Consider the following 23,747-nt stretch of genomic DNA (forward strand, 5'->3'; position numbering starts at 1 on the left):
GTCGCCCCATATGAGCCCAATTCTAGTTGTCGTCCACCAAGCCACGTCGAACCCAGGATTAGTGGGGGAGAAGCTGCGATCGCGGGGCTATCACCTAGATATTCGGTGTCCCGCGTTGGGAGATCCTTTACCAACATCATTGAAAGATTATGCTGGCGCAATCATCTTCGGTGGTCCCATGAGTGCCAATGATGGTGCCACTCTACCCTTCATCCAGACTGAAATCGACTGGGTGGCAGCGATCGCCCTCCGATCAGGCAAACCTTATCTCGGCATTTGTTTAGGTGCTCAAATTCTGGCGAAAGCACTTCAAGCTAACGTGATGCCTCATCCGACTGGGCAAAGAGAAATTGGCTACTTCGACTTGAGACCCACTGCTGCTGGGCTTCCCTACATCCCCCAATCGATGGCAGTCTACCATTGGCATAACGAAGGTTTCACTCTGCCCGCAGAAGCCGTACAGTTAGCGGAGGGAGATACTTTCAAAAACCAAGCCTTTCGCTACGGACAAACGGCTTTTGGCCTTCAGTTTCACCCCGAAATTACAGCCCAACTCATTGATGAATGGACGACCCGAGGGGGAGACCAACTCACTTTCCCGGGCGCACAGCCCCGCGAAAGTCATTTTCACAATCACAAAAAATATGGTCACCAAGTCGATCTCTGGCTAGAGACCTTTCTTGACGCTTGGCTTAACAGCACCGCTTTAACGACTCAACAACCTGCCTGATCCAAATTTCAGATGTAAAGCTGCAACCCACCCGAGCGATTCTCCACAAGTCACTTCTAAAACTCAAAATTCAAAACTCAAAACTAACCTCACTCCATAACTCCCTTTCTCCCCCTCACTCTCCCCTCACTCCGCAGCCATCTTGTGGAAAAGTAGGTCATATGATGTGGAAAAAAGGATAAAGCTGGGGAAATTGTGAGAATTGGAATTTTAGGAACTGGGCTGATGGGTGCGCCAATGGCGCTGAGATTACAGACTTGCGGTCACGATGTCATGGCCTACAATCGCTCTGCTGATAAGCTAAAACCGCTGATCAACCAAGGTATTCACGCTGTTGCTACTCCAGCTGAGGTGATTAGTGCGTGTGAATGCACCTTGCTGATGCTGTCGGATGTAGCAGCGATCGCCTCCCTGCTCTCCTCTCCCGACAGTCAGGCTGCCTTGAAGAACCGCACAGTTATTCAAATGGGAACCATTTCCCCTGATCAGAGCCGTGAATTAGCGACCAGCGTTACTAATGCGGACGGTAGCTACATCGAAGCGCCCGTTTTGGGTAGCATTCCGCAGGTCAAAGATGGCAGCCTTATTGTCATGGTTGGCAGTACGCCAGAGCAGTTCACCACCTGGCAACCCGTGTTGCAATGCTTGGGGGAACCAATCCTGCACATTGGACCGGTGGGTGCAGGAGCAGCCGTCAAGTTAGCGATGAATCAACTCATCGGTTCGCTCACCACCGCCTTCTCCCTAAGTTTGGCGTTAGTTCAGCGAGAAGACATTGACGTTGAAACCTTTATGGAGATTGTCCGCAATAGTGCTCTCTATGCGCCTACCTTTGACAAAAAACTGAATCGTATGTGCGATCGCAACTTTGCCAATCCCAATTTCCCCACCAAGCATCTGCTCAAAGACATGCGCCTCTTCTCTCAAGCCGCCATTGCTGCGGGGCTTTCCCCTACGCTGGCAGATAGCGTTGCCGAGATTATTGAAGGGGCGATCGCTCAGGGATATGCCGATCAGGATTATTCAGCCCTCTATGCCGCAGTGGATGTCGAGGCATAAGGCAGCCTGGAAAATCGAGATATTAGGAACGCTTGTTACAAAATTCTTTGATAAGAAATTTTGTTCCGAAGACGGGATGAACGCGATGTAGTGATTTGGGAACCCCTCAATCACGCTGAGCCTAATGTATACCATTCGCTTCGTCACTGAATCCTATCGACCTGATTTATTAATTACGCTGAGAGGCAATGTCTTTGGCGATTGGCAAGAAGACATTCCCGGACTGTATAACCAGGGGGCTTGGGAATTTAAGCTGCCGTATCAGCCTTATCCAGCAGGTGTCCAATTCAAGTTTGTTTTAGAGCGCGAATACTGGCAACTCGGTGCTGACAACTTAACGGTTTTTCCTGAAGACGGAGGTATTTACTCGTTCAATGAAGGTCCTATCGCATTTCCCCCTCAGAATGAAATCATTGTTGAGAACAGTCGAGTTCAGCGCCATTTTATTCAACCTAATCTAAATGAGGCGGAGCACTACGACACGATTGTCATCGGCTCCGGCATGGGCGGAGGCGTGGTGGCTGAGCAACTGGCCGACCTGGGGCAAAAAGTCTTGCTGCTGGAAGCCGGCTCCTACATCTTTCCGACTCATGTGGCAAATTTACCTCGTAGACAGCGTATTGGTGTGTTTGACAAACATCTCTGGCAAACCTGGCCTGATTTCCAGACGAAGAACTACCAAAATCCAGAGGGCCATAATTATCAAGGGGCGGCAGGCTTCAACTTGGGTGGGCGGTCCATTTTTTGGGGCGGATTGATCCCCAGAATGGCTTGGTGGGAACTGGAACCCTGGCCTACTAATGTTCGCTATGACTTAGAAGATACGTACTATCGACTGGCTGAGGACTTAATGAAGCTCAGCCGTCTTTCCAGCAGCTATCAAGAACGCACTCAGCGTTGGTTTAATCGAGAATTTCCAGAATTCAATGTCAGTGCTGCTCCGATGGCCGTGCAGCGGGGCAATGGCGAAATGAGAACCCTATCAGCTGGAGTCTTCAATACAGCAGCGCTACTATTGGAAGCTGTTATGACGGCGGATACTGATTTGACTGTCAATTTGAATCACGCTGTCAAAGAGTTGGTAACGCAAAATGGTCGAGTGACCGGTGTTGTCGCCTACGATTTGGTCTCTCGTATGGACCGCACCTACCACGCAAACACGGTTGTACTGGCAGCAGGCTCTGTCGAAAGTGCAAAAATCGCTCAGCTCAGCCAGCTCAATGATCCCAACAACTTGATCGGCAATGGGTTTACTGACCACCAAGTGTTCTTTACCCATTTTGGTCTGCCCAATACTCACGAGCTATTTCAAACGAATGCTTCTGCCAAGTTGGCGCTGCGGCAAACGGTTGAGAGCGATCGCCCAGAGCATCGCTACCTTGCTGTGGTTGAGCTGGGAGCTGATTTCAATCAAGGCCGCTACATTGATCCGGATCTGGCGGAAACCCATGTGCGAACTCGCGGTGATTCAATGCTCTGTGAGCTGGTATTTCTCTGTGAAAGTCCGTTGATGAATCAAAACACCGTGATGCAGGAGGGACCTTCCTACGTTGATGCCGCCATCACCATGGAACCCAGCAACGCTGCCGACGGCCTGATTGGCGAGATGGACCAGTACAAGCAGCAAATTCTAGAGCGTCTGAACGCAACGGTTTTACCTGGTGATAATCACTATCTCAACGAGGCTGCACTGGGTGGCGTTGCCCATGAAGTCGGCACGTTACGTATGGGCAACGGCGGAGCAGGCGTTGTTGACACCAATTTGAAGTTTCATCAGTATGAAAACTTGTTCTGCTGTGATTTGTCGGTATTTCCGACCTCTCCAGCGGCTAATCCGAGTCTGACTCTGGTGGCATTAGCACTGCGGTTGGCTGATCATCTACGAGGATGAAGTAGCTGGGTTGATGCGATCGCATCATCAGCTAATCAGCGCGATCGCCCTGTTTCTCCAGCAAAATTATCTACGGCAAGACACGGTATGCTGATGAAACTGTTGTGTACTTGCCCGCTGTCTATGATTTTGTGCATTGGCAACGTTCTGACCGCAGATGAGCTAGCGCACATTACCGAAAAGCTCAATGCGGCCAAGTTCATTGATGGCAAAACGACCGCAGGATGGCATGCCCGGCTCGTTAAAAACAATACTCAGCTGCCTAAGGGATCGCCTGTTTTAGAAGAGGTGCGATCACTCATCAACACCGCCCTTAATCGTAATCGATTGTTCCAAATGGCAGCCCGTCCAAAGCGTATTCATCCTCTGCTGATCAGCCGTTATGACATGGGCATGGCCTACGGGACTCATACTGATGATGCTTTGATGAATCGTCAAAACCAGGTGATGCGATCGGACCTCTCGTTTACCCTCTTCCTGAATTCCCCCGATACCTATGAGGGAGGTGAACTGGTGATAGAAACAGCCCAAGGCGAACAGGACTACAAACTACCTAGCGGAGCCATGATTGTCTATCCGTCTTCAACGCTGCATCGTGTCGAGACGGTAACATCAGGAGTGCGATTAGCCGCTATCAGCTGGATACAGAGTCTCATTCGGGATTCCCAGGAGCGTGAAATTCTCTTTGATCTCGACACGGCCCGTCAATCACTGTTCGAACAGTATGGCAAGACTCAGGAATTTGATTTACTGTCGAAGACCCACGCTAATTTGCTCAGAAAATGGGCCGAGTGTTGATGAGTCCTTGTAGTAAAAAGTTAGTCATCTAGGCTTGTACGTCTACTAGCGCCCAGGTACTTAGCGGATAGCCAGATGGCTCACTGCCTTGTCCTAAGGGCACTGACGACAACTCTCAATGACGATTAGAGAGACTCTAAGAAAGCAACTATAGCGTCGCGATCGCCCGTATCCATTGTCCGAAACGCTTCCTTCGATGCCTCGGCTTCACCACCATGCCAAAGAATCGCTTCTTCTAGCGTGCGGGCACGTCCGTCATGGAGATAGGTTGAGTAAGGCAGCACCGTTTGGACTAACCCCAATCCCCATAGAGGCGGTGTACGCCATTCTGCGCCAGAAGCCTGAAAATCAGGGCGGTTATCTGCCAATTCAGTCCCCATATCATGGAGCAGAAGATCAGTATAGGGATGAAAGGTTTGGTGAGTTAGCGCTGGAATGTCATGGGTTCCCGTTCGGAGCGTGCTCAGGTGGCAAGCCGCGCAATTGGCATCGGCAAACAGCCGTTCTCCTTGCTGAACTTGGGCATCGTTTAGTCCCGTGCGGCTAGGAACCGCTAGAGTTTGGACGTAGATAGTTGCCGCTTCCAAGATATCCATATCGATATCCTCAGTACCGTCTACGGCTGGAAACAGGGGATTGGTGACTCCCATATCATTGGCATAGGCAGAGGCTGATTGCTGGAGCAAATCAGGTGCGTTCGCTTTCCAACCAAAACGACCTAAAACGTCGGTTTGTTGAACCACATCCCACACTCGATTAGGGCGACCAGAAATACCGTCGCCATTCAAGTCTTCCGGATCAGCCGCTTGCAAAATCGTTGCTTCGGGTACGGCTTCCAAAAGCCCTAGACCAAATACGCCTGGAGCAATGCGATTGGAAATGACCACTCCCTCAGGCAGGGGAGAGCCATCCCAATGCGACAGCGTGGTTTGAGGAGAGCGCAGTGTGTAAGAGGTGCCATCCCCATAGGTGCCGGGTTGCTCCTGCCAAGTGACATCCACGATCGCCTCTGGGGGATAACCGTAGATTCCTTGCTCCTGCACCTGAGTCCCCATCCCAAGAACGGGCGGAGTATTGGCAGAGGGGGCAATGATTTCATCCGCATAGACCTGCCTAACCGGTAAGGGGGTTTTTTCAGCGCGATCAAGCTGACTGACTCGAACGACACGCTGACCTTTCTCTTGTAGTCCACGACCATTGTTGAAATGGCAGGCTACGCAGGAACTGCTGTTAAACAAAGGCCCCAAACCCGGATTAACGTTTGCTGGCGCAGTCACGAAGGCAGCTTCGAAAGCCAAATCTCCAGCAGCATGACGCTCGTCCCAAAATTCATCTAGGTTAGGAGCGGGCTGGGCAAAGGCTTGCGAAGAGCGAATATTGAGGGTTGTATCGCCACCGGCCTGGGGTGCAATCTGTGCTTGAACAGGCAGGTGGAGTCCGATTGAGAGCGCCATGCCCGCGATCGCAGCCATGCCCCCCAATACCCAGCGATGCAACCACTGCTGCCGCTGCAAATTAAATTGGATCGGTTTAATCATCATTGCTGTACTAGGGGCAAAACTCGCTGCTCAAAAATGTCGAAGAGTTCCAAAACGCTATCTTGGGCTGCTGAGATTTGCGGTTGGGCATCAGTATTGCAGAGGGTATTCTCGATGGGGCCAGGAATCGCTTCGATGTTTGTCAAAGCCACCTGCATTCGCTCTTGAATTTCCGCATCCAGTGCCGGATCAATTGCCGCGACAAAATCGCTGAGACTTTCTGCCCCTGACCCACTCGCTGAAAACTCACCCAAGTAAGCATTCTGAGCGCTCAGGAGGTTGTTGCTGAAGTCCTGCAAGGAGCTTTGTGAGAATCGACTTTCCAGCAAAAAGGGATTTTGGGCTGCGACAGCCTCACCAATTTTGACGTTGCCCAGTTCATCTAAGATGCCGATGATGCCTTGAACAATTTCCTCACCCGCTGACTGTAATGTGGGATAGATATTGCTGCCTTCACCAGCATTGATAAACTCGTCCCGGAAAGCTGGATTTCCATCAATGCCTTCTGTCCAGCTCAACAGCAAATCATTAGCGGTTTGGTCAAAGACAGGAGCGATCGCGGCTAAGTATTCCAGTTCACGTTCGGTAAAATCGGACAGCATCTTGTCGTTGTCGGTGCCAAACAGCAAGAAACCAATGGCGTGAAATCCTTTCTGACTGGTCTGTAAACCGTCTACATAGTCAGGCGTGAGCGCATCGCCGCTCTCTAAAACGGCGATGACGTCTACCTCGTTGAGTGGCCAATCGTCTAGCTCAGCATCTAAGCCTAAGAAGGCAGCAGGTCCGAACGCAAAAGCCTCGCTTTGCTCCCAGGGCGCCCGTGCCTCTAACCAAGTCTCCCGAGCCATTTCTAGCGTTGCCGTCGTGGGATTGCTGACAAATGCGGCGATGTCCGCTTCCAATTCGCCTGACGCCTCAGTCAATACTTCATAGTTAGGAATCACTAACTGGTCGGCAAAATTAGCAACGATTTGGGGATCCCGAAAGCGCTGCATGGGGGGTAAAAAGACACGAGTCGTGAAAGACGGCTCTGCGCTTTCACCACCTTCACCGCCTTCGCCGCCTTCGCCGCCTTCGCCGCCTTCACCGCCTTCGCCACCTTCTTCACCTTCAACTTCTGCACCACCTTCGCCACCGCCTTCAACAGCAATTGCAACGCAGGCATTATTTTGACCGACAAGGACAGCTGGCGTTTCATTAGAGATTTCTAACATTTCCTCGGCGACACCAGCCTCCGATAAAGCCAACGGCATTCCAACGCTGACCAACGTATAGGTCCCAATTCCTGTCCAGAATTTAAGCTTTTGATTCATTCCCACCAGACTCCTCTCATTAGGCAGTTTTACTGACAGCTACGACACTCAGGCAGAATCCCTAGTCATTAACACGGTCAATCATACTTTGACTGTTGCTATTGATTCCTAAGGCATCGAATTTTATTAGATTTCAAAACTTCACCTTTGCATTGAGATAAATCTTAGGTCCTCAAGTAGACGGTTAGGCCAAACTTACGATAGGGCGATCGCAGTTGGGTGAGCCGCTTTGCTCAATCGATTCAATCACCCATCAAAATCCTGGAGTCTCTAGGGAGTAAGCAGGTGCAGCAACTAACAGCAGGCTAATGAGAAACGTTATGAATTGAGGATGGATGTCTTTTTGCCGCTCCTTTGGAAAGCTGCACAGCGCCTATCGTCTTTATGGGTTACTGACCCGCACTACTCGCTTTGAAGGGTTTGCAAGGGTGCAGGTAGACTTGTAACCCTAGCGGTGTAGCCACCGTATAGAGCGTGAGTCCTGTGGATAACCTGGTTCAACGCTTCAACGTAAGCTGGATCGGGTTCTCTGGGCAAGGCGATACGAGTCATGTAGGTCGGCGAGTACACCGATTCAAAATGGCGGCTGATCTCTGGAAAGACCCTTTGCTGTCCTTCAAACTCAAAGAGCAAATCTACAGCGCCATCTTCGCGCTGGACAAATAGTGGGTCACTAAGGAGCACGAGCGGTAGCGCCAGCGAAAATTCGCTACTGCCTTTGGACAGGTGCCAAATGAGTTTATCGATTTTGTCTTTGGAAAGGTCGGGAAATAGCTGCTGAATGGCAACTGGATCAATGCGTTGTAGGCGAGACGGGCCCGGTTGGCGATCGCCCGGCCAAGTCTCAATTCTAAAATCCTGCCGCAGCAGTCCGTGCAAAGCAGCTGGCGCATTACGACCATCGGCCCCCGTGACCCGTTTAAGTTCAGGCCGATATTTTTCAACTAGCGGCAGCATCGCAACTTGTGCTGGCGGTAACTGAGTCGGGGGATGAGTAGCCGATAAGTTATGACCCGTGTTGAGAAATTTGATAAAGGTCTCGACATCCCAGCGATTGAGGTCATTGTTTGAGACCATCTTGAACCACAAATCACCCATAGCCGACAGCGTTGGGGAATGGTCGGAATCGAGGGCCATCAGGTCAGGCACAACATAATTGTCGAGACCATATCGTTTGATGTCTTGTCCGTTGCCCCACTGCATCCCCAAATCAGGCATATCCCGCAAAAAAGGATAGAGACCACGGGCAAAGTTGAGGTAGTCAGGATGAGTGCGATCGCCGGGTTGAAATTCCTGGTCAACTAAGTCACTCAACCGCTTAGCCATTGCGACTGACAGCAACGAGAACGCTTCAGTCGTGATGTCCAGATCATGCTGCTGGAGCACTCTAAAAACAGCGGCTTCTTGAATGGCAGCGGCTTTGTAATCGTTCTCAAGCTGTCTGATCTCGCTCTGAATGAGATTGATGTCTGACAGTAATTCTGGCTGTTGTTCCTTCAGAGCTGTCCAAAAGCGAGGATTAAAAGCCTGATCGCACAATAGAACGAGCAACAGTTCGGTTTCCGACAAACCTGGCGTATTTTTTTGAAAAAAGCTCATGAAGTGCTGTCTGGCTTCTGGATAACTTTCGGCAGCGGACGATCGCCGCAGTCCTTCTATCCGTGTCGCAAAAATTCCTAGCAGACGCGATGTATCCATCTGATTCACAGACTGACGACTCAGAGTAGGGGTCAGTCCTATCTGTAACCAAAACGCTTCGCTGTAGTAATTGTCTGTCGCGTTTAGGATCTGAACGCCATGGTTAATCGCTAACTCGCTGAGCCGCTGTCTGACAACGGTTTCTTGAGCGAGCTGACGTTTGTGACGATCTTGGTAGTCTAAGGCAGCCTGTTCTAAGTCTTGAGGAAAGAGAGCAATGCCCTGATCGGCAAGATGGGCGATGTTGAGGGCATGAACGGCTGGCGTATCTTCAGCCGCTGTGGGTGTGGGTAGAGGCAGTCGTCCTAATGCGATAGTTGTACTGACAAAGTTGGAGTCGGTGTAGTCCTGTTTAGTAGAGGATGCTTCAACTCGTTGAATTGCTTCAAGTCTGGCCCAGGGTTCGATTGGGGTGGCAATGAGCGATCGCAGCAAATATTGCTGGTTGGTCAGTGCTTGCTCATATTTATAAAAAGAGCGCAGGGGACCGGATGTATGCCGCAAATCGGTCTCGCGCAAATAGGGAAACTCCAGCGTTAATAAGTGAGTTTCGACTAGGGGAATTACCGCCTCTAAGGAAACATCCGCTTTCTGAGCGGCCCAAAAGATATGGCCCCAAAAGGGACCCAAGTAGAAGGCATCAGTATCGAAGACTTGGTTCTCCACCAGCGTGGAGTAGTCTCCGCGCTCAAGTCCAGCGGCAATTAGCGGCATCGCTGGGTTGCGCTGTAGGTGCCAGAACAACTTGTCATCCAGTACTTGCCTTTGATGAGCAGGCAGAGTATCTCGAATGTTGTCGTATCCGGCTTGAGAAAGCGGAGGTACGACTGTTCCATTGGACAAGGTGAACGTGATGCTGTTGTCAGCCGCAATGTGATAGGTTGCCCCTTCCAATAGCTGGATCGGTTCGCGCGGTTCGACACCTGTGAAGGCGACAAAGCTGCCACGGCTGACTTGGGTCAAAAAGGAGTTTTTCTCCTGCCGCACTTGCTGTATCCAGGTCTGTAGCTGCTTTTTGGGAAGCCGTAACGGATTTGCCGCATGAGCATCAATGCAGTCGGAACAGTCGTGATGGTTCAACGTCTCTGAATGGCCTGAGACGGCAATGCCAGCGCTCCCTAATAAAATCCCCCCCAGTGCGATCGCACAGGCTGACACAGGAAAGGAATAATTTAGCCAAAGTCGGCGATCGACCTTCTTGAAGGAACGGCGCTCCATAAATTGACGACCTAGAGCAATAGTTCTGCTACAGCTAAATGAGCTGAATTAATTCTGCGCCAAGTATAGCCGTCGCCAGTTCTATTGGGACAAGACGGATAGCCATCCTGGCTATCCGTTATCTATATCAATGTTTGGGAAGAAGGCGGGAAATGAACCGTCACTCATAGCAAAATGGAGCACGGGGTTATCCGTACTCCATTCGAAAACTATTGAAAGAGCTTGCAGGGGTTAGTAAGCGTCTTGCAATTCGTAAAAATCAGGCGACACGTAGTCTTTCCGCAAAGGCCAGCCAATCCAGTCTTCTGGCATCAGCAGGCGCTTCAGATTGGGGTGCCCCTCATAGAGGATGCCGTACATGTCGTAACTTTCACGCTCTTGCCAATCTGCGGCCTTCCAAATCCAGTAGACCGATGGAACCTTGGGATCTTCCCGAGACAAGAAAACCTTGACTCTTACCTCTTCCGGATCCGTAACGTCGTCTCCCAGCTTGGTTAAGTGATAGAAGCTTACCAATTGCTTGCCAGGACCTTCATCATAGGCCCCCTGACACTGCAAATAATTGAATCCGTAGGCATACAGTGCCGTACAAACGGGAATCAAGAATTGAGGCTCGACCTGGATAACTTCAATACCCAAGTGATCGGGAGCCAACGTTTCATGCCCAAAACCGTTTTCAGTCAGCCAGGTTGAAACAGCACCTGCTTCGACAATAGAACCGTCTTGGGTTTCCTCTTGAGAAGCTGCCTCAGGAGCGTTTGAATCTTCAGCCATTGGCTTCCTCCTCCTGTTTCTGAGCTTCTTCCAGTGCAGAAGGAACAGGCATTCCCATTGAGGTCATAAGTTCCTTCGGAGGAGCCTGATGAGTGCCCGTCTGTAAATACTTGCCGGTCAGGATAGGGGGAACCGAATCCATCTCATGCTTGACGCTGTGATAGCGGTGAGTTTGTCCAATAATGTCTTTGTCTGCCCAAGACTCCGTTGCAATCTTCTTCCGCAACTTAATAATGGCGTCGAAGATAGCCTCTGGACGAGGAGGACATCCCGGAATGTAGACGTCTACGGGAATGAGCTTATCGACACCCCGTACTGCTGTAGGAGAATCCATGCTGAACATGCCACCGGTGATGGTGCAAGCCCCCATCGCAATGACATACTTGGGATCGGGCATCTGCTCATAAAGTCTGACGAGTGCTGGAGCCATCTTCATGGTGACTGTTCCCGCCGTGATGATTAGGTCTGCTTGGCGGGGAGAAGCCCTCGGCAGAAGACCGAAGCGATCGAAATCAAATCGAGATCCGATCAGAGCTGCGAATTCAATAAAGCAACACGCTGTGCCATACAGCAGTGGAAATAAGCTTGACAACCGAGTCCAGTTGTAAAGGTCATCCACTGTTGTCAAAATGACATTCTCAGACAAATCCTGAGTTACTGTAGGAGCGCCTACAGGATTTGCTAGCCGCTCTTCAGGAGCCAGCATTGGTGCTTTGCTAGGGTTCATGACCATTCCAGTGCTCCTTTGCGCCATGCGTATACGAGACCTACCACCAAGATTGCGATAAAGATGAGCGCCTCCACAAAGGCCAAAATACCAAGCTGGTTAAAGGCCACTGCCCAGGGATAGAGAAAAACGGTTTCTACGTCAAAAATGACGAATACCAGGGCGAACATGTAGTAGCGAATATTGAATTGAATCCAAGCTCCACCAATCGGTTCCATACCGGATTCATAAGTTGTCCTACGACTGGCTCCTTCGCGTTTCGGCCTCAGAAAAGAAGCTATCCCCAATGCCAAAATTGGCACCGAACCGCACAGAAGAAGAAAGACCAGGAGGTACTCGTATCCGCTTAATACAAACACCGTTTATCCTCGCTCAACGAATATGCTCTGTTAAATGTCCAGAGCACCTCTATAGTGTAGTTTACATTCCGTAGAACTTCAGCCGTCTGTCTATAGGAAGGGCTTTCACAGTTTTTATAAGACTCATCAGTTTTGACAGCTGTCAATTTTAGCCATTGAAAATAATTAATAATAGAGCTAAGTAGGTTCTCGTAGATTGTCGAGGAAAGTATGAGAGTGACCCAGCGTTCTATGTCATAATTCTATAGATTGGTAACAATTGTTTCAATTTTTATTGTTTCAATTTTTGCAGAGAGCCTTGTCCTGTCGAACGACGTGTTCGGGTTCGCGGGATGCCATGGGATAGAGCCTATCAACTGAGGGGAAACGAGCAATGACAACTGAACCTAGCCCACAGGTGAATGAGGTCGATGCGGCTAATGGTCAGCAGGTGCAGGACGTCGATCTGGTTTCCAAAGAAGCAGACAAACCCTTGACGCCAAGGGAAATGGACCGGCATGAGTGCCTGGCGTGCGGTTACACTTATGAGCCTCTGAAGGGAGACGATCGCAGCAATATTGCTGCCGGAGTACCTTTTGAGGAGATTCCACTTAATTGGCGATGTCCGGTTTGTGGTGCCCAGAAGAAGCGTTTCGCCAATATTGGTCCAGCAGGAACGCCGTCTGGCTTTAAGGAAAATTTGAATTATGGTCTTGGCGTTAATACGCTAACGCCTGGACAAAAAAACATTTTGATCTTTGGTGGATTGGCTATTGGCTTCCTCTTCTTTTTGAGTCTCTACGGTCTTCGATAATCCCAGGCTGTTGCCCTGTGGATATTTGATTTAGCTGAGTTGTTGTGTCTTTTGGATATCGTTTGGAATGCGTGCTCTGTTGGTTCATCTGAGAAAGTTGGTCGCGATCGCGGTGGTCGCGTCTATGTGCTTTAGCTGCAGCAATGCCTTTTTGCCCAGCTTGGAAAATAACCCTTGGGAGATTGTCCATCTGGATACAGAGGCAACCTTCTCAGACGTGGCGTTTACAGACGATAGCAGCCACGGTTGGCTGGTTGGTAATCGCAATACGCTGATGGAGACCAAGGATGGGGGGGAAACTTGGGAGCCGCGATCGCTAGACTTAGGCGACCAAAACTACACCTTTACCTCAGTCAGTTTTGTTGGCAATGAAGGCTGGGTTGCTGGACAGCCTCGCATCCTACTTCATACCAAAGACGGGGGAGAGACTTGGGAGCGAGTCCCCCTAAGCGACAAGCTGCCAGGAAAACCCTTTTTGATTACGGCCCTGAAACCTCAAGAGGCAGAGCTAGCAACCGATGTGGGCGCAGTTTACCGCTCTAAAGACGGTGGCAAGAACTGGAAGGCTCTTGTTTTGGGAGCTGTCGGTGTCGTTCGCAACATGAGCCGCGATGACAGCGGCAGCTATGCAGCAGTATCCTCCCGAGGCAACTTTTATTCGGTTTGGACGCCTGGTGAGTTAGAGTGGCAACCTTACAATCGTCAAAGCTCTCGTCGCCTACAGAATATTGGATTCGATGAGGGTGGTGGTTTGTGGGTGCTAGAGCGAGGCGGACAGATTCAGTTTTCTCCTACTGGGAAGGATGAAGATTGGCAGGATCCGATAACACCCGAGTTTGCTAGCAGCTGGGGTTTTCTAGATGCGTCTTATCGCACGCCCGAAGAGTTATGGATATCGGGTGGCAGCGGCACCCTCTACGTTAGCCCTGATTCAGGCGAAACCTGGTATAAAGATGCGGACGTCAGCGATGTTCCCTCCAATCTTTATCGAATTGTATTTAACACACCTGAGCAAGGTTTTGTGTTGGGTCAAAACGGTTATCTGTTGAGATATACAGGGGGCACAGCAGCATAAATCTTTCGCTCTGTAGATGCGGAATCAGCAATCAAACTTGTGGTGAATTCATGAGTTCCGTATCATTAAGTAATAGGATTGAAACACACATTACATGAGAGGTTGATATGGCAGGTGATACTGGCGAACGGCCCTTTGGCGACATTATTACTAGTGTCCGCTACTGGGTAATCCATAGCATCACTATCCCAGCGCTATTCATTGCTGGCTGGTTATTTGTAAGCACAGGTCTGGCTTACGATGCTTTTGGTACTCCTCGTCCAAATGAGTACTACCAAAGCAATCAGATGGAACTCCCCATCGTTTCTGATCGCTACGAGGCGAAGCAGCAGATCGATGAGTTTTTGAACCAGTAGACCGCTGGTGAATTTCGTTTTTTGAATAATTTAGTTGGTTGACTTTAGTTGAGTGGTGAACGATATGACAAACGCCTCTAATGAACCTACGGTTTATCCCATTTTTACAGTTCGATGGCTGGCGGTTCATACCTTAGCGGTTCCTAGTGTTTTTTTCCTAGGAGCGATCGCCGCTATGCAGTTTATTCAGCGATAGGAGCACCATTGTGGAACGCAATCAAAATCCGAACAAGCAGCCGGTCGAGTTGAACCGCACCTCCCTCTATTTGGGATTGTTGCTGGTCTTTGTCTTAGGTCTGCTGTTTTCTAGCTACTTCTTTAACTAGAGACCAGTTAGGAAGAAGTGGTCTTCAGGTCGAAGAGCGTAGATCAAATTAAAGTGTTGTGTTGGATAATTTTGGGTAGGAGGCTATCGGTATGTTTCAAAACGGGCGTATTCCTCTGTGGATTGTAGCGACAGTTGCAGGAACGGGCGTTATTGTGGTGGTTGGCCTGTTCTTCTACGGCGCATATGCAGGTGTTGGCTCCGCTGTCTAACGGAGCTCGTCTAGGAAAACCATTTCCGTAACTCGATTTTTCAAAGGAGGTATCTGCTTGTGTGGATACCTCCTTCGGTTTTAAACGTTTGGACTGCTTTAGGAATTCTCATTCGTTTCCTGATCCCAATGTCGATAATCGACTCGCCACTCTTCGATCAGGTCCTGGGTCCACAGCCAATTATCCCAAGTATGAGGTGATTCATTCATTTCCACTAACTCGCTGGGGACCATTTGCTCACGGGCATCTCGTTCTTGTAATAGTAGGAAGTATTCTCTTGCAGACGCGAGGGCATTGTCGGATTCAGCATTCAGAATTGCTACCTCGTCAGCACTGGCTGTTCGTAGACCAGGATCTTCTTCTCGGCCTGCTAAATTCAGGTTACCTGATTCTGTATAGGCCATAACTAGGCCCGCATAGGCATGTAGGATGACCGAATCTAGCGGCGTTGGGCTAGCTGGATTGGGCTGGCGCTGCCGCTCTTCGTCGTACAGTCTAATGGCAGCCTCCCAGTTGTCAATTGCATCGTCCCAATCTCCAGCAGCATAGGCTGCGAATCCCCGGGCAATACGTCCCTCCAAGAAAAGCTCGTCCGTTTGTGCCCACGCTGCACGGGCATTCTGCTGCTGCTGGCGTTGCTCAAAGCGGTCGTTAACATCAGGGATGTCTGATGCTAACGTTGTCGCTTCTTGCCAAGCCAGGCGTCCTTGAATGTATAGCAGGTCTGGATCGGTAGCATCAGCAACTGAATTCCAAATGTCATCGCTGATGGAGGCATCGGCGTTACCCATTAACGCTTGAGTCAAAGCCTGATCGAATTTTTCACGAGCATCGGCATAGCGTTCCTGAGCGATCGCAATTTCTCCCTGGCGAACCAGCGTATCCGCATCAAAAGATTCCGAGTCTAGTTCCTGTTCAGAGGCATCAGGGGTCGTTACAACCGGTGAAGAGGTTGTCCGTCCTCCAGCCCAGTAGATAGCCAGCGCCCCCATACTGACCATGCCGATGACGCCGATGGCTCCCACCACCAGCCACATCATGATCCTCTTGTCCGAGGCTTTGGTCGATGTAGCCGCTGCTTCAGGCGTTGTTGCAACCTGGGGCGGAGACAGTTCTGGAGGACTATCCGAGGTATCCAGATCAGACTCGGCAGCAGGTTTTTGATAGAGCGGCAGTGGAGCCGCAACACTGTCCGTCGTCTCTGTTTTGGGCACAGAGACTTCTGGCAGCACATCATAGATATCCATGCCAGACCGCTGCACAGCCTCATCAATTAAGATCTCTTGCTGATCTGCCGGCATCATCGGCTCATCGGTTGTGGATGAACCGCTTGAGAGCTGCTGAACGTAGTCAGCCAGCACATCGTCTTCTTCCTGCTGTAAGTTCTCAGTCTGATCCAATTGCGTCAGAAGAGGGTCTGTAATGTCTTCAGAGACCTCCCGAGGTAATAGCGAAGACTGCTTGGGGGCAGCCAGTGCCGTAGGGCGATCGTCCGACAGCGGCTCGGGAACAGCGAGGGGGGAGCTTTGGGTACGTTCTATGGTGTTGGGGGAGAGCTGGTCGTCAGCTTCGCGATCGCGCTTCGTTAGGTAGCCGTCAAAATCTGGCTGTAGATACAGAATTGGCAGCGCCCAGTAATTCTGGTCGGAACCATAGCCCGAAATTAAGCCCTGACGGGTGCGGCTCAAGCTTACATCAATGGGAAATCCTTCCCGTAGATTGTGATAGAAGAGGCGGGTGAAAGCGATCGCAACCTCATCGGGAATCCGCTCTGCCATGGCAATCACGCTAGGCACGCCCCGACTGACCAGCGCCTGAACCAAGTTCTGCTGTCGCCAGTCCATTTCGGCATCATCTCCAGCCGTGTGTCCGCTGCGACAAGAGTTGAACACTGTCAGCACAACATGGTTGTTGACCAGCAGTCCAGCTAAATCATCTCCTGATAGCCGTTCCGTCAACCCAGTTTGACGATTGACTAAAGATAGATCGCCGCCATTTTTGCCAAAGTCGCTATGGCCTGCATAATGTAGAACCTGATAATTGCCTTGCTCCAGTTTCTGGGCTAGCTGGCTGCGATCGGGCTGCTCTAAAACATCAATCTGAATCGATAGCGACTTGTCTTGTTCGACAGCGAACAGTTCTTGAATATGCCTCACCTCTTGGACCAGCTTTAGGTGGTCCTGATCACGAGGACTGGCAACAACCAAGAGCACTTGAATAGACGAGCCTGCATCAGGGAGTTGCTGAGCCTGCGTTTGTCCAACGAGCAAATTAGCAGCATATCGCACGAAGGTCATATCAGGACGAGTCGTCATCGGCTGCCCCCCTTGCTGCAATACCTCCCATGGCAGTCGCTGCAACCGGCTTTCCTTCAGCCCCAGCCGAAAGCGTAAAATTTCTTGGCGATTGAGTGCAATACCTTGAGCGCGCAGCCAGCTCTCGCGAATGGAGTCATCCTGAAAAAGAGCGGTATGAAGCTTGCTCCCTAGTTTGTGTAGTCCTAAGCCACTATCACTCAAATCGACGTTTCCCTGCAGCAAACCTGATAGCGGATCGTTCATGGCTGGCTGAGATAGTTTCAACCATTCCTCAACGGGCCAGTCGACCTGTGCCTCAGCAACAGGAACACCAGCGGCTGCATCTTCTGTCCGAATGAGGTAGCGATCGCTGCCTAGGGACGTAATGGATAGATGGAATTCTTGGGTCACGGTTAGGGAGAGATAATGGTATGGGCTAAGACCTTGCCTACAAAGTTTGAGTCAAGGCGACTCATGAGTATCTTCTTCAAGGGTAGTCCACAGGTTTCAGGTTCAGGGGAGGGAGAAAATGGGAAGAGCGCTGAGATACGAGGTTTGAGCATGGGTTGCTGTACCATTCTTGTCAGGAGTGCCTTGCCGAAGCGATTTACTCGAAAGGCAAGTTTTGGCAGAAGGTCATAACGTCCCGCAGCACCAGCGGCGAGATTTCGTGGCCCATATCGTATTCTCGGTAAGTTAGGTCAATGGCTAATTCCTGAAGAGCATTTCGCGATATATGAGCTTGCTGGATAGGAACGACCGGATCTTGGCGACCGTGGACCATCAGAACCGGTCCTAGCGCAGCGTGGGGAGTGGGACGACTGTGGAGATAACCGCTTAGAACGAGTGCTCCCGCTAAGGGAAACTGCAAGCCAATATCCATTGTCATTGCCCCGCCCTGAGAGAAGCCTGCGATCGCGGTTCGTTCAGGCGGAATCCCTGTTTCAGCAAACAAGGCCTTTAGCCAATGCGTCAACATCTGACGGCTTTCTTGCAAATCTGCTTGCGGTTCAAAGTCAGGAGCTGTCTGAAAGTCATATCCAACGGGAAAGCCGTACCACATCTTGCCTCCAGGAGCATAGGGGTGCGGAAATGGCGCGTCAGGGAACACCATTTTGAATCCCGGTAGCGGCATGTAGTCCGCCAGAGTCGCCAAATCAGCCGCATTTGCACCCCACCCATGGAGTCCGATGAACAGCTTGTCCGCTGAATTGTCCGCTACTTTCGTGATCGCCTTTAACACCACTGAATTGTCCTAACAACCGAGCACGATTTTAACGCTTAAGCGATCCAGAACCGCCAACGGAAGACCGGCAACCTAAACTCCTCTCCTCATCCACCCATTCGGTATATTGAAGTGTGCAAAGAACGGGAGATAGAGAATGTCGCGGCTGGCGTTGCTGAGCGTATCGGACAAAATAGGACTGGTGAACCTTGCGAGAGCGTTGGTGGAAACCCACAACTTCGAGATTGTCAGCAGTGGAGGAACTGCGAAGGCGATCGCGGAGGCCGGTTTACCGGTGACTAAGGTTTCTGACTACACGGGCTCACCGGAAATTTTGGGCGGTCGAGTGAAAACGCTACATCCCAGAATCCACGGCGGCATCTTAGGTCGGCCTACTCTATCGGCTGACGCTGACGATATGACGGTCAACGGTATTCGTGCGTTCGATTTGGTTGTCGTCAACCTGTACCCGTTTGAGCAAACAATCGCTCGGGAAAACGTCTCCCTCCCCGAGGCAATCGAGCAAATCGATATCGGAGGGCCGACTTTGCTACGGGCCGCAGCGAAGAATCACGCTTTTGTGACGGTGCTCTGCAAACCTGGACAGTATGAGGAGTACTTGCACCAGATGAGCGAGAACAGCGGTGAGGTTTCGCCTCAATTTCGTCAGGAGTGCGCGTTACAAGCTTTTTGGCATACGGCGACCTATGATCAGGCGATCGCTCATTACTTCTCACACGTTAAGCACGTTAACGATGCCGATGATGAAACGACGTTGCCGCCGCGATGGACACTGACTGGAACTCAGCGTCAGCAACTCCGCTATGGTGAAAATCCGCATCAGGCGGCAACGTGGTATCAGATGGGAAGCACGGCATCGGGGTGGGCCGCTGCCGAGTTGGTGCAGGGTAAACCGTTGAGCTACAACAACCTCGTGGATTTAGAGGCGGCTCGCCGCATCATTGCAGAGTTTCCGACTCAGGTTCCGGTTGCTGCTGTCCTAAAGCATACAAACCCCTGTGGAGCAGCCCAAGGTCAGTCATTGGTAGAGGCTTATCAAAAAGCGTTTGCAGCGGATTCCGTGTCTGCATTTGGCGGCATTGTGGCCCTCAATCGAGCCATTGATGGAGAAACAGCGACAGCGTTGACGCAAACCTTTTTGGAGTGCATTGTGGCTCCTGCCTGTACAGCGGAGGCCAGAGAAATTTTGGCCCAAAAAACCAATTTGCGGGTGTTGTTGCTGGAGGATTTGGACAGCGGACCGGATTATGCTCCCAAGGCGATCGCGGGGGGTTTCCTGGTCCAAGAAGTTGACGACATCGAAGACGATCCATCTCACTGGGAGATCGTGACTGACAAAAAGCCTGACGTAGATACGTTGGAGGAACTGCTGTTTGCTTGGCGACTAGTCAAGCATGTGAAATCCAACGCTATTTTAATCACTCAAAATCGGACAACAATTGGTGTCGGAGCCGGACAGATGAATCGTGTTGGGGCCGTTCAGATTGCCCTAGCGCAGGCAGGTGATCAGGTGCCGGGTGCCGTTCTGGCCAGTGATGGCTTTTTTCCTTTCGATGATTCTGTACGGACAGCGGCAGCAGCGGGAATTAGCGCGATCGTGCAGCCCGGCGGCAGTCGGCGCGACGAAGATTCAATTAAAGCCGCCAACGAACTAGGCATCATCATGGCGATGACGGGAGTCCGACATTTTCTGCACTGATCTTGTGGGTAATTAAATGGCCGTGTGAGGACACGTTGACGCATCGCCAGAGGCTAAAGCGTGATATATCGCGTCCTCACATCGATGATCCCTATCGATAGTTTGTGAACTGGAGAGCGACAGGCCAGTCTTCAGATTTCACAACTTGAATCGCCGTTTGCAAATCATCCTTTGATTTCGCTGAAACGCGGACAGCATCGCCTTGAATGGAAGCCTGCGCTTTCTTGATGTTGTCGCGCAGTAGCTTCGTGATGTCCTTAGCAATTTCCTTGTCAATGCCTTTCTTGAGGTGGACTTCCTGACGAACTCGCCCACCACTAGCCGATTCTGCTTTCTGAAAATCGAATATTTTCAGGGACAAGTTTCGTTTGGCGGCTTTGGTTTGCAAAATAGACTGCACCGACTGGAGCGTCATGTTGCTGTCTGTCTCAATTGTGATGGTGTTTTCGCCCATCTCAATAGACGTTTTGCTGTCTTTCAAATCATAGCGATTGGTGATTTCTCGTCGAGCCTGATCGATCGCGTTCACTAATTCCTGGCGATCAAACTCACTCACGATGTCGAAGGAATAGGTAGAGGCCATAACCTGCACACATCTAGCAACAAGGGTTCAAAGAAGGCAGCAAACTCAAAATACAGGCAATTCTACTGATTGCTTGCGAGTAACTACCGTCTCTTCTGAGCTTATCTACATTACTGCAGAACGACAGCTCAAAATAAATAGCGTGAAAATACCGACGTTGCCCACGGCAAACATCGCAGATCGGAGTACAGGAACATCCAGAATATAAAAAACGCTGTAAAGCGAGCGGGCCAAAACATAGGCGATCGCTGCCCCAACGGCCAAAGTTGAATCCTGACCAGTGACGTAGGCCATCAGTGCCGCAGGCGCAAACAGCGTGAAAGATTCGAACGAATTTTGGTGTGCCCAGTTAGCCCGCTTAGCATAGGGCGGAAATTTATTGACCATCTCACGGGGGGCCGACATGTCGTATCCCACCTGCAGGCGAGCGATCGCAACTACAAAAAAGGGCGCGTAAATCAAAACGGCACCAATGACAATGCAGTACAGCAGCGTTGCAGGCATTGGTAAGCGAGTCAGAATATCCATAAACGCCTAAAAAGTTCGCTTAGTCAAAATAGAACAATGTCACGATCTTACGCTGCTCTTCTGCGTCTTCGCAGGTCCGCAATAAGGTGTGGCTGTCGTGAAAAGCAAAACAAATGAGCTGCTGACAGCGGGAAATAATCTCTCGGTTGCAGATAGCACTGGCCTCTGCCAAAGAGAGCGAATCATTAGCAGAATTCTCTACCAGATGCATCACTTGATCTAGCTGGTCCTTAGATTCCCTCGGCTGCCTTGAAAGGCTTTGGGGCAAAATAACGGTCAGCAAGTTGGGATCAGCCTTGAGTGCGCCTCGAATGGCCGCTGAGTTTGTCCCCGTTGCGCCTGAAGTCAGTACGCGATTACCTCCCATCACCAGCGCATAGGTCATCAGTTCAATCAGCTGCTGATGGGTAATGGGCACGTGGCGCGACCCCAAGATAGCGATGCGTTTTGAGCTGGACTGCTTGATGGCTGCTAGCTCTTGTAGAAAGACATCGACCTTGGAAGATTCTATAGGGGCATCAATTGATTGACTCAACGGAGATACACGAATGAACGAACGCGCCCATTGTATCAGTCAAGCGGCAAAAAGTTAGCCATGGGGGGCGATCGCTGGCATTTCCAAGCCCATCAGCGTGATTAAGCGTTCTACATTCACGTCTCGACTGAGATGTTCTTTAATCAGTGAGACCTTGTCCGGATTGTTCAGAGGAACACGGCCAAATAAGCTATCGACCTGCTCAACAGTTGTTAATGTGTCTGTTGCGACGGATAGGACTGGAACTTCCTTATCTTTGGCGAAGGCTAGTACGTCCTTAGCGGGCGGAATCTGTCCTGTAAGGATGAGGCAATGGGTTGAGGTTTCTAGCGCCGCAATTTGCAAATCGCGGCGATCGCCCCCCGTAACAATGGCCTGATGGCTGCCTTGACCAAAAAATCGCAGTGCCGAATTGACATTCATGGCACCAATCTTCAAGCTTTCCACAACTAGGTCGAGGTGATCGTCGCCACACAGCACCTCAGCATCCAAATATCGAACGAGCTCGGAGACTCGAATTCCTTGCAGAAACGACAATTTTGGCAGAGTTGCCAACACCGGCAGACCTTGCCTTTCGAGATAGGGCACAATCTCATCCGAGACTAAACCCGCCTCCTCTTCCCTAATGGAGTTCAACACCACTCCAAGCAAAGCATCTCCCAATCGTTTACGAGCTGCTACAAGCTGATCGACCATTGAGCGAGTATCAAACTGCATCACCAGTAAAACCTGGGCATCCAATGCCGTAGCCATTTCAGGCAGCGAAAGATTAAACAATGCTCCTTCATCAAGGGTTGAAGGTCCCTCAAGCAGTAAAATATCTCCCTGAGCATTTTCCCAATAATGTTTGAGCACATCATCAAGGGTCTGCACAGACTCCTGGTGTAATCGATCTAAGAGAGTCCGACTGTCCAACGAGAGCAAGTTTGGGGGTTGCTCGTCAGGGACCAGGGAAAGGGTTGTGGGAACAAAGCTCAGATCAGTGTCGAGACGCTCAAGCCCATGTCCAAGGGTGTCCACAGACGCCAGGGGCTTACCCCAGCCAACTTGAAACCCAATCTCCTGGAGTTGGCTGCCGATGGCGACGGAAAGGGTGGATTTACCGCTGCAGGCTTCTGTTGAGCCAATGATCAGATGTTTGGCTGTTTTGGACACTCCCTTAACTCCTTGCTACGGTGGGCATACTGGACTGCCCTTCTCATTTTGCCATTAGCCACTAATGAATACCCGCAGCCTTATGCAACTAATCGTCCAAACGCAGAAGTTTTCGGTAGAACGATTTAGAAAAATCTGCAGGTCGCTTATGGCGAAGGGCAACCACGACATCAAACAAAAAATCGACGAACTCAAATGTTGCCATGGTTATCTCATAGCTTAAATCCGCGTCGTCATCAAACTGAAGACGACAGCGAGTTAAGTCAGCTGGCAGAGTCGAAACATTCCAAGTAGCGATAAATGGAATGCTTTCACCCTCTTCGATCGCTCGTTCACCCTCTAGATTTCCTCGTTTGTAGAGCCCAATCGCGTAAGGTAGTGCATTGCGTTTTGTCCCTTGGTAGTAAGGCAGGTAGACGCCAATGTCGGTTTTGCTGACGGGTTTTATCTCTTCAAAGGTCAGTGACATAGTGTGTGTAAATCCGGTGGCTCACTCGACGATAGATAATAAGCGTTTCAGGCAGACTCAAGTATTGCTTGGTGTATCGGTTGTTTGTCGCTGAGATTAGGCCACAGTCAACGTCAACAAACACTAGGCCGTCAATTCCTTTTTCCCTACTTACACGTCTGCAAATCTTTTAGAAGGTAGCTGTTCGCCCTCAGTGATACCACAACAACTCTGTTTGAATACACCAAGTTTCGAATTTCCTCTTCCCCTAAACCGCTAGGATGGTTGATATGAGGTGAACAAGTTTAATGCCGCACCTCAATGCAATTATGGATTTGACGGCATCAGACACCGTTGTCTGACTCAATAACAAGCATAAGGTTTGCAAAA

The 23,747-nt window shown here is 50.5% G+C and carries 24 protein-coding genes; 11 read left to right on the forward strand and 13 right to left on the reverse strand.

The annotated features are described in order from the left end of the window. The first annotated feature begins 10 nt into the window (after positions 1-10). From PN498_RS08070 to PN498_RS08085, 4 genes are all read left to right on the forward strand, one after another. Positions 11-730, forward strand: a complete 720-nt coding sequence (locus PN498_RS08070; RefSeq protein ID WP_272062215.1) for a glutamine amidotransferase-related protein — start codon at positions 11-13, stop codon at positions 728-730. A 195-nt stretch (positions 731-925) separates the two neighbouring features. Continuing rightward, entirely contained in the window at positions 926-1,789 is an 864-nt protein-coding gene (locus PN498_RS08075; protein WP_272062216.1) for an NAD(P)-dependent oxidoreductase, read from the forward strand. Positions 1,790-1,913: 124 nt separating this feature from the next. Further along, complete coding sequence (locus tag PN498_RS08080; protein ID WP_272062217.1) at positions 1,914-3,680, forward strand: GMC oxidoreductase; 1,767 nt, start codon at positions 1,914-1,916, stop codon at positions 3,678-3,680. A gap of 123 nt (positions 3,681-3,803) precedes the next feature. Next, positions 3,804-4,478 (forward strand): Fe2+-dependent dioxygenase, encoded by a 675-nt coding sequence (locus tag PN498_RS08085; RefSeq protein WP_272062218.1) that lies wholly within the window; start codon positions 3,804-3,806, stop codon positions 4,476-4,478. A gap of 125 nt (positions 4,479-4,603) precedes the next feature. On the opposite strand, the gene PN498_RS08090 is transcribed toward PN498_RS08085, so the two are convergent. The 6 genes from PN498_RS08090 to PN498_RS08115 form a co-directional block, all read right to left on the reverse strand. Then, complete coding sequence (locus PN498_RS08090; RefSeq protein ID WP_272062219.1) at positions 4,604-6,019, reverse strand: di-heme oxidoreductase family protein; 1,416 nt, start codon at positions 6,017-6,019, stop codon at positions 4,604-4,606. Continuing rightward, a complete protein-coding gene (locus PN498_RS08095) occupies positions 6,016-7,329 on the reverse strand; it encodes an imelysin family protein (protein WP_272062220.1) in 1,314 nt (437 codons plus the stop codon). Before PN498_RS08095 ends, PN498_RS08090 begins: the two co-directional genes overlap by 4 nt. Before the next feature lie 402 nt (positions 7,330-7,731). Then, complete coding sequence (locus tag PN498_RS08100; protein WP_272062221.1) at positions 7,732-10,245, reverse strand: hypothetical protein; 2,514 nt, start codon at positions 10,243-10,245, stop codon at positions 7,732-7,734. Positions 10,246-10,476: 231 nt separating this feature from the next. After that, positions 10,477-11,019 carry an NAD(P)H-quinone oxidoreductase subunit J gene (locus PN498_RS08105; RefSeq protein WP_272062222.1) on the reverse strand — a complete coding sequence of 181 codons (543 nt, stop codon included), beginning with the start codon at positions 11,017-11,019 and terminating at the stop codon, positions 10,477-10,479. Next, the gene (locus PN498_RS08110) at positions 11,012-11,725 is read right to left on the reverse strand and encodes an NADH dehydrogenase subunit K (RefSeq protein ID WP_272062259.1); all 714 of its coding nucleotides are present in this window, start codon (positions 11,723-11,725) and stop codon (positions 11,012-11,014) included. The genes PN498_RS08105 and PN498_RS08110 overlap by 8 nt, the downstream gene beginning before the upstream one ends. A 17-nt stretch (positions 11,726-11,742) precedes the next feature. After that, a complete protein-coding gene (locus tag PN498_RS08115) occupies positions 11,743-12,105 on the reverse strand; it encodes an NAD(P)H-quinone oxidoreductase subunit 3 (RefSeq protein WP_272062223.1) in 363 nt (120 codons plus the stop codon). Positions 12,106-12,592: 487 nt separating this feature from the next. On the opposite strand from PN498_RS08115, the gene PN498_RS08120 reads away from it, so the two are divergent. The 6 genes from PN498_RS08120 to PN498_RS08145 all read left to right on the forward strand — a co-directional run bounded on the left by PN498_RS08120 (position 12,593) and on the right by PN498_RS08145 (position 14,866). Further along, on the forward strand, positions 12,593-12,898 hold the full coding sequence (locus PN498_RS08120) for a rubredoxin (RefSeq protein WP_272062260.1): 306 nt from the start codon (positions 12,593-12,595) through the stop codon (positions 12,896-12,898). A gap of 67 nt (positions 12,899-12,965) precedes the next feature. Beyond that, complete coding sequence (locus PN498_RS08125) at positions 12,966-13,973, forward strand: photosynthesis system II assembly factor Ycf48 (RefSeq protein ID WP_272062224.1); 1,008 nt, start codon at positions 12,966-12,968, stop codon at positions 13,971-13,973. Between the two features lie 107 nt (positions 13,974-14,080). Further along, positions 14,081-14,329: a cytochrome b559 subunit alpha gene (psbE, locus tag PN498_RS08130; RefSeq protein ID WP_272062225.1), complete on the forward strand. Its 249-nt coding sequence runs from the start codon at positions 14,081-14,083 to the stop codon at positions 14,327-14,329. Between the two features lie 64 nt (positions 14,330-14,393). Beyond that, a complete protein-coding gene (gene psbF / locus PN498_RS08135; protein WP_272062226.1) occupies positions 14,394-14,525 on the forward strand; it encodes a cytochrome b559 subunit beta in 132 nt (43 codons plus the stop codon). 10 nt (positions 14,526-14,535) lie between these two features. Then, positions 14,536-14,655, forward strand: coding sequence for a photosystem II reaction center protein L (locus PN498_RS08140; protein ID WP_272062227.1), 120 nt, complete (start codon positions 14,536-14,538; stop codon positions 14,653-14,655). A gap of 91 nt (positions 14,656-14,746) precedes the next feature. Next, the gene (locus PN498_RS08145) at positions 14,747-14,866 is read left to right on the forward strand and encodes a photosystem II reaction center protein J (RefSeq protein WP_272062228.1); all 120 of its coding nucleotides are present in this window, start codon (positions 14,747-14,749) and stop codon (positions 14,864-14,866) included. A 98-nt stretch (positions 14,867-14,964) separates the two neighbouring features. On the opposite strand, the gene PN498_RS08150 is transcribed toward PN498_RS08145, so the two are convergent. Both PN498_RS08150 and PN498_RS08155 read right to left on the reverse strand, forming a co-directional pair. Then, positions 14,965-17,574 (reverse strand): CHAT domain-containing protein, encoded by a 2,610-nt coding sequence (locus tag PN498_RS08150; protein ID WP_272062229.1) that lies wholly within the window; start codon positions 17,572-17,574, stop codon positions 14,965-14,967. A 196-nt stretch (positions 17,575-17,770) separates the two neighbouring features. Beyond that, positions 17,771-18,409 (reverse strand): alpha/beta hydrolase, encoded by a 639-nt coding sequence (locus PN498_RS08155; protein ID WP_272062230.1) that lies wholly within the window; start codon positions 18,407-18,409, stop codon positions 17,771-17,773. A 136-nt stretch (positions 18,410-18,545) separates the two neighbouring features. Here PN498_RS08155 and purH point away from each other — a divergent pair, with 136 nt between their 5' ends. Then, positions 18,546-20,108 (forward strand): bifunctional phosphoribosylaminoimidazolecarboxamide formyltransferase/IMP cyclohydrolase, encoded by a 1,563-nt coding sequence (gene purH / locus PN498_RS08160; protein WP_272062231.1) that lies wholly within the window; start codon positions 18,546-18,548, stop codon positions 20,106-20,108. Between the two features lie 91 nt (positions 20,109-20,199). Here the strand turns inward: purH and PN498_RS08165 are convergent, their stop codons facing one another. The 5 genes from PN498_RS08165 to ebsA all read right to left on the reverse strand — a co-directional run bounded on the left by PN498_RS08165 (position 20,200) and on the right by ebsA (position 23,378). Continuing rightward, positions 20,200-20,691 (reverse strand): YajQ family cyclic di-GMP-binding protein, encoded by a 492-nt coding sequence (locus tag PN498_RS08165; protein WP_272062232.1) that lies wholly within the window; start codon positions 20,689-20,691, stop codon positions 20,200-20,202. A gap of 105 nt (positions 20,692-20,796) precedes the next feature. Further along, the gene (locus tag PN498_RS08170) at positions 20,797-21,219 is read right to left on the reverse strand and encodes an MAPEG family protein (RefSeq protein WP_272062233.1); all 423 of its coding nucleotides are present in this window, start codon (positions 21,217-21,219) and stop codon (positions 20,797-20,799) included. A 19-nt stretch (positions 21,220-21,238) separates the two neighbouring features. Next, positions 21,239-21,754, reverse strand: coding sequence for a DNA recombination-mediator protein A (locus PN498_RS08175; protein ID WP_272062234.1), 516 nt, complete (start codon positions 21,752-21,754; stop codon positions 21,239-21,241). Positions 21,755-21,808: 54 nt separating this feature from the next. Next, a complete protein-coding gene (locus PN498_RS08180; protein WP_272062235.1) occupies positions 21,809-22,909 on the reverse strand; it encodes a phosphotransacetylase family protein in 1,101 nt (366 codons plus the stop codon). 88 nt (positions 22,910-22,997) lie between these two features. Beyond that, positions 22,998-23,378 (reverse strand): type IV pilus biogenesis protein EbsA, encoded by a 381-nt coding sequence (ebsA, locus tag PN498_RS08185; protein ID WP_442951407.1) that lies wholly within the window; start codon positions 23,376-23,378, stop codon positions 22,998-23,000. Positions 23,379-23,747: the final 369 nt, after the last annotated feature.

Origin of the sequence: Oscillatoria sp. CS-180, assembly GCF_028330965.1 — a bacterium.
Classification (GTDB): domain Bacteria; phylum Cyanobacteriota; class Cyanobacteriia; order Phormidesmidales; family Phormidesmidaceae; genus Halomicronema.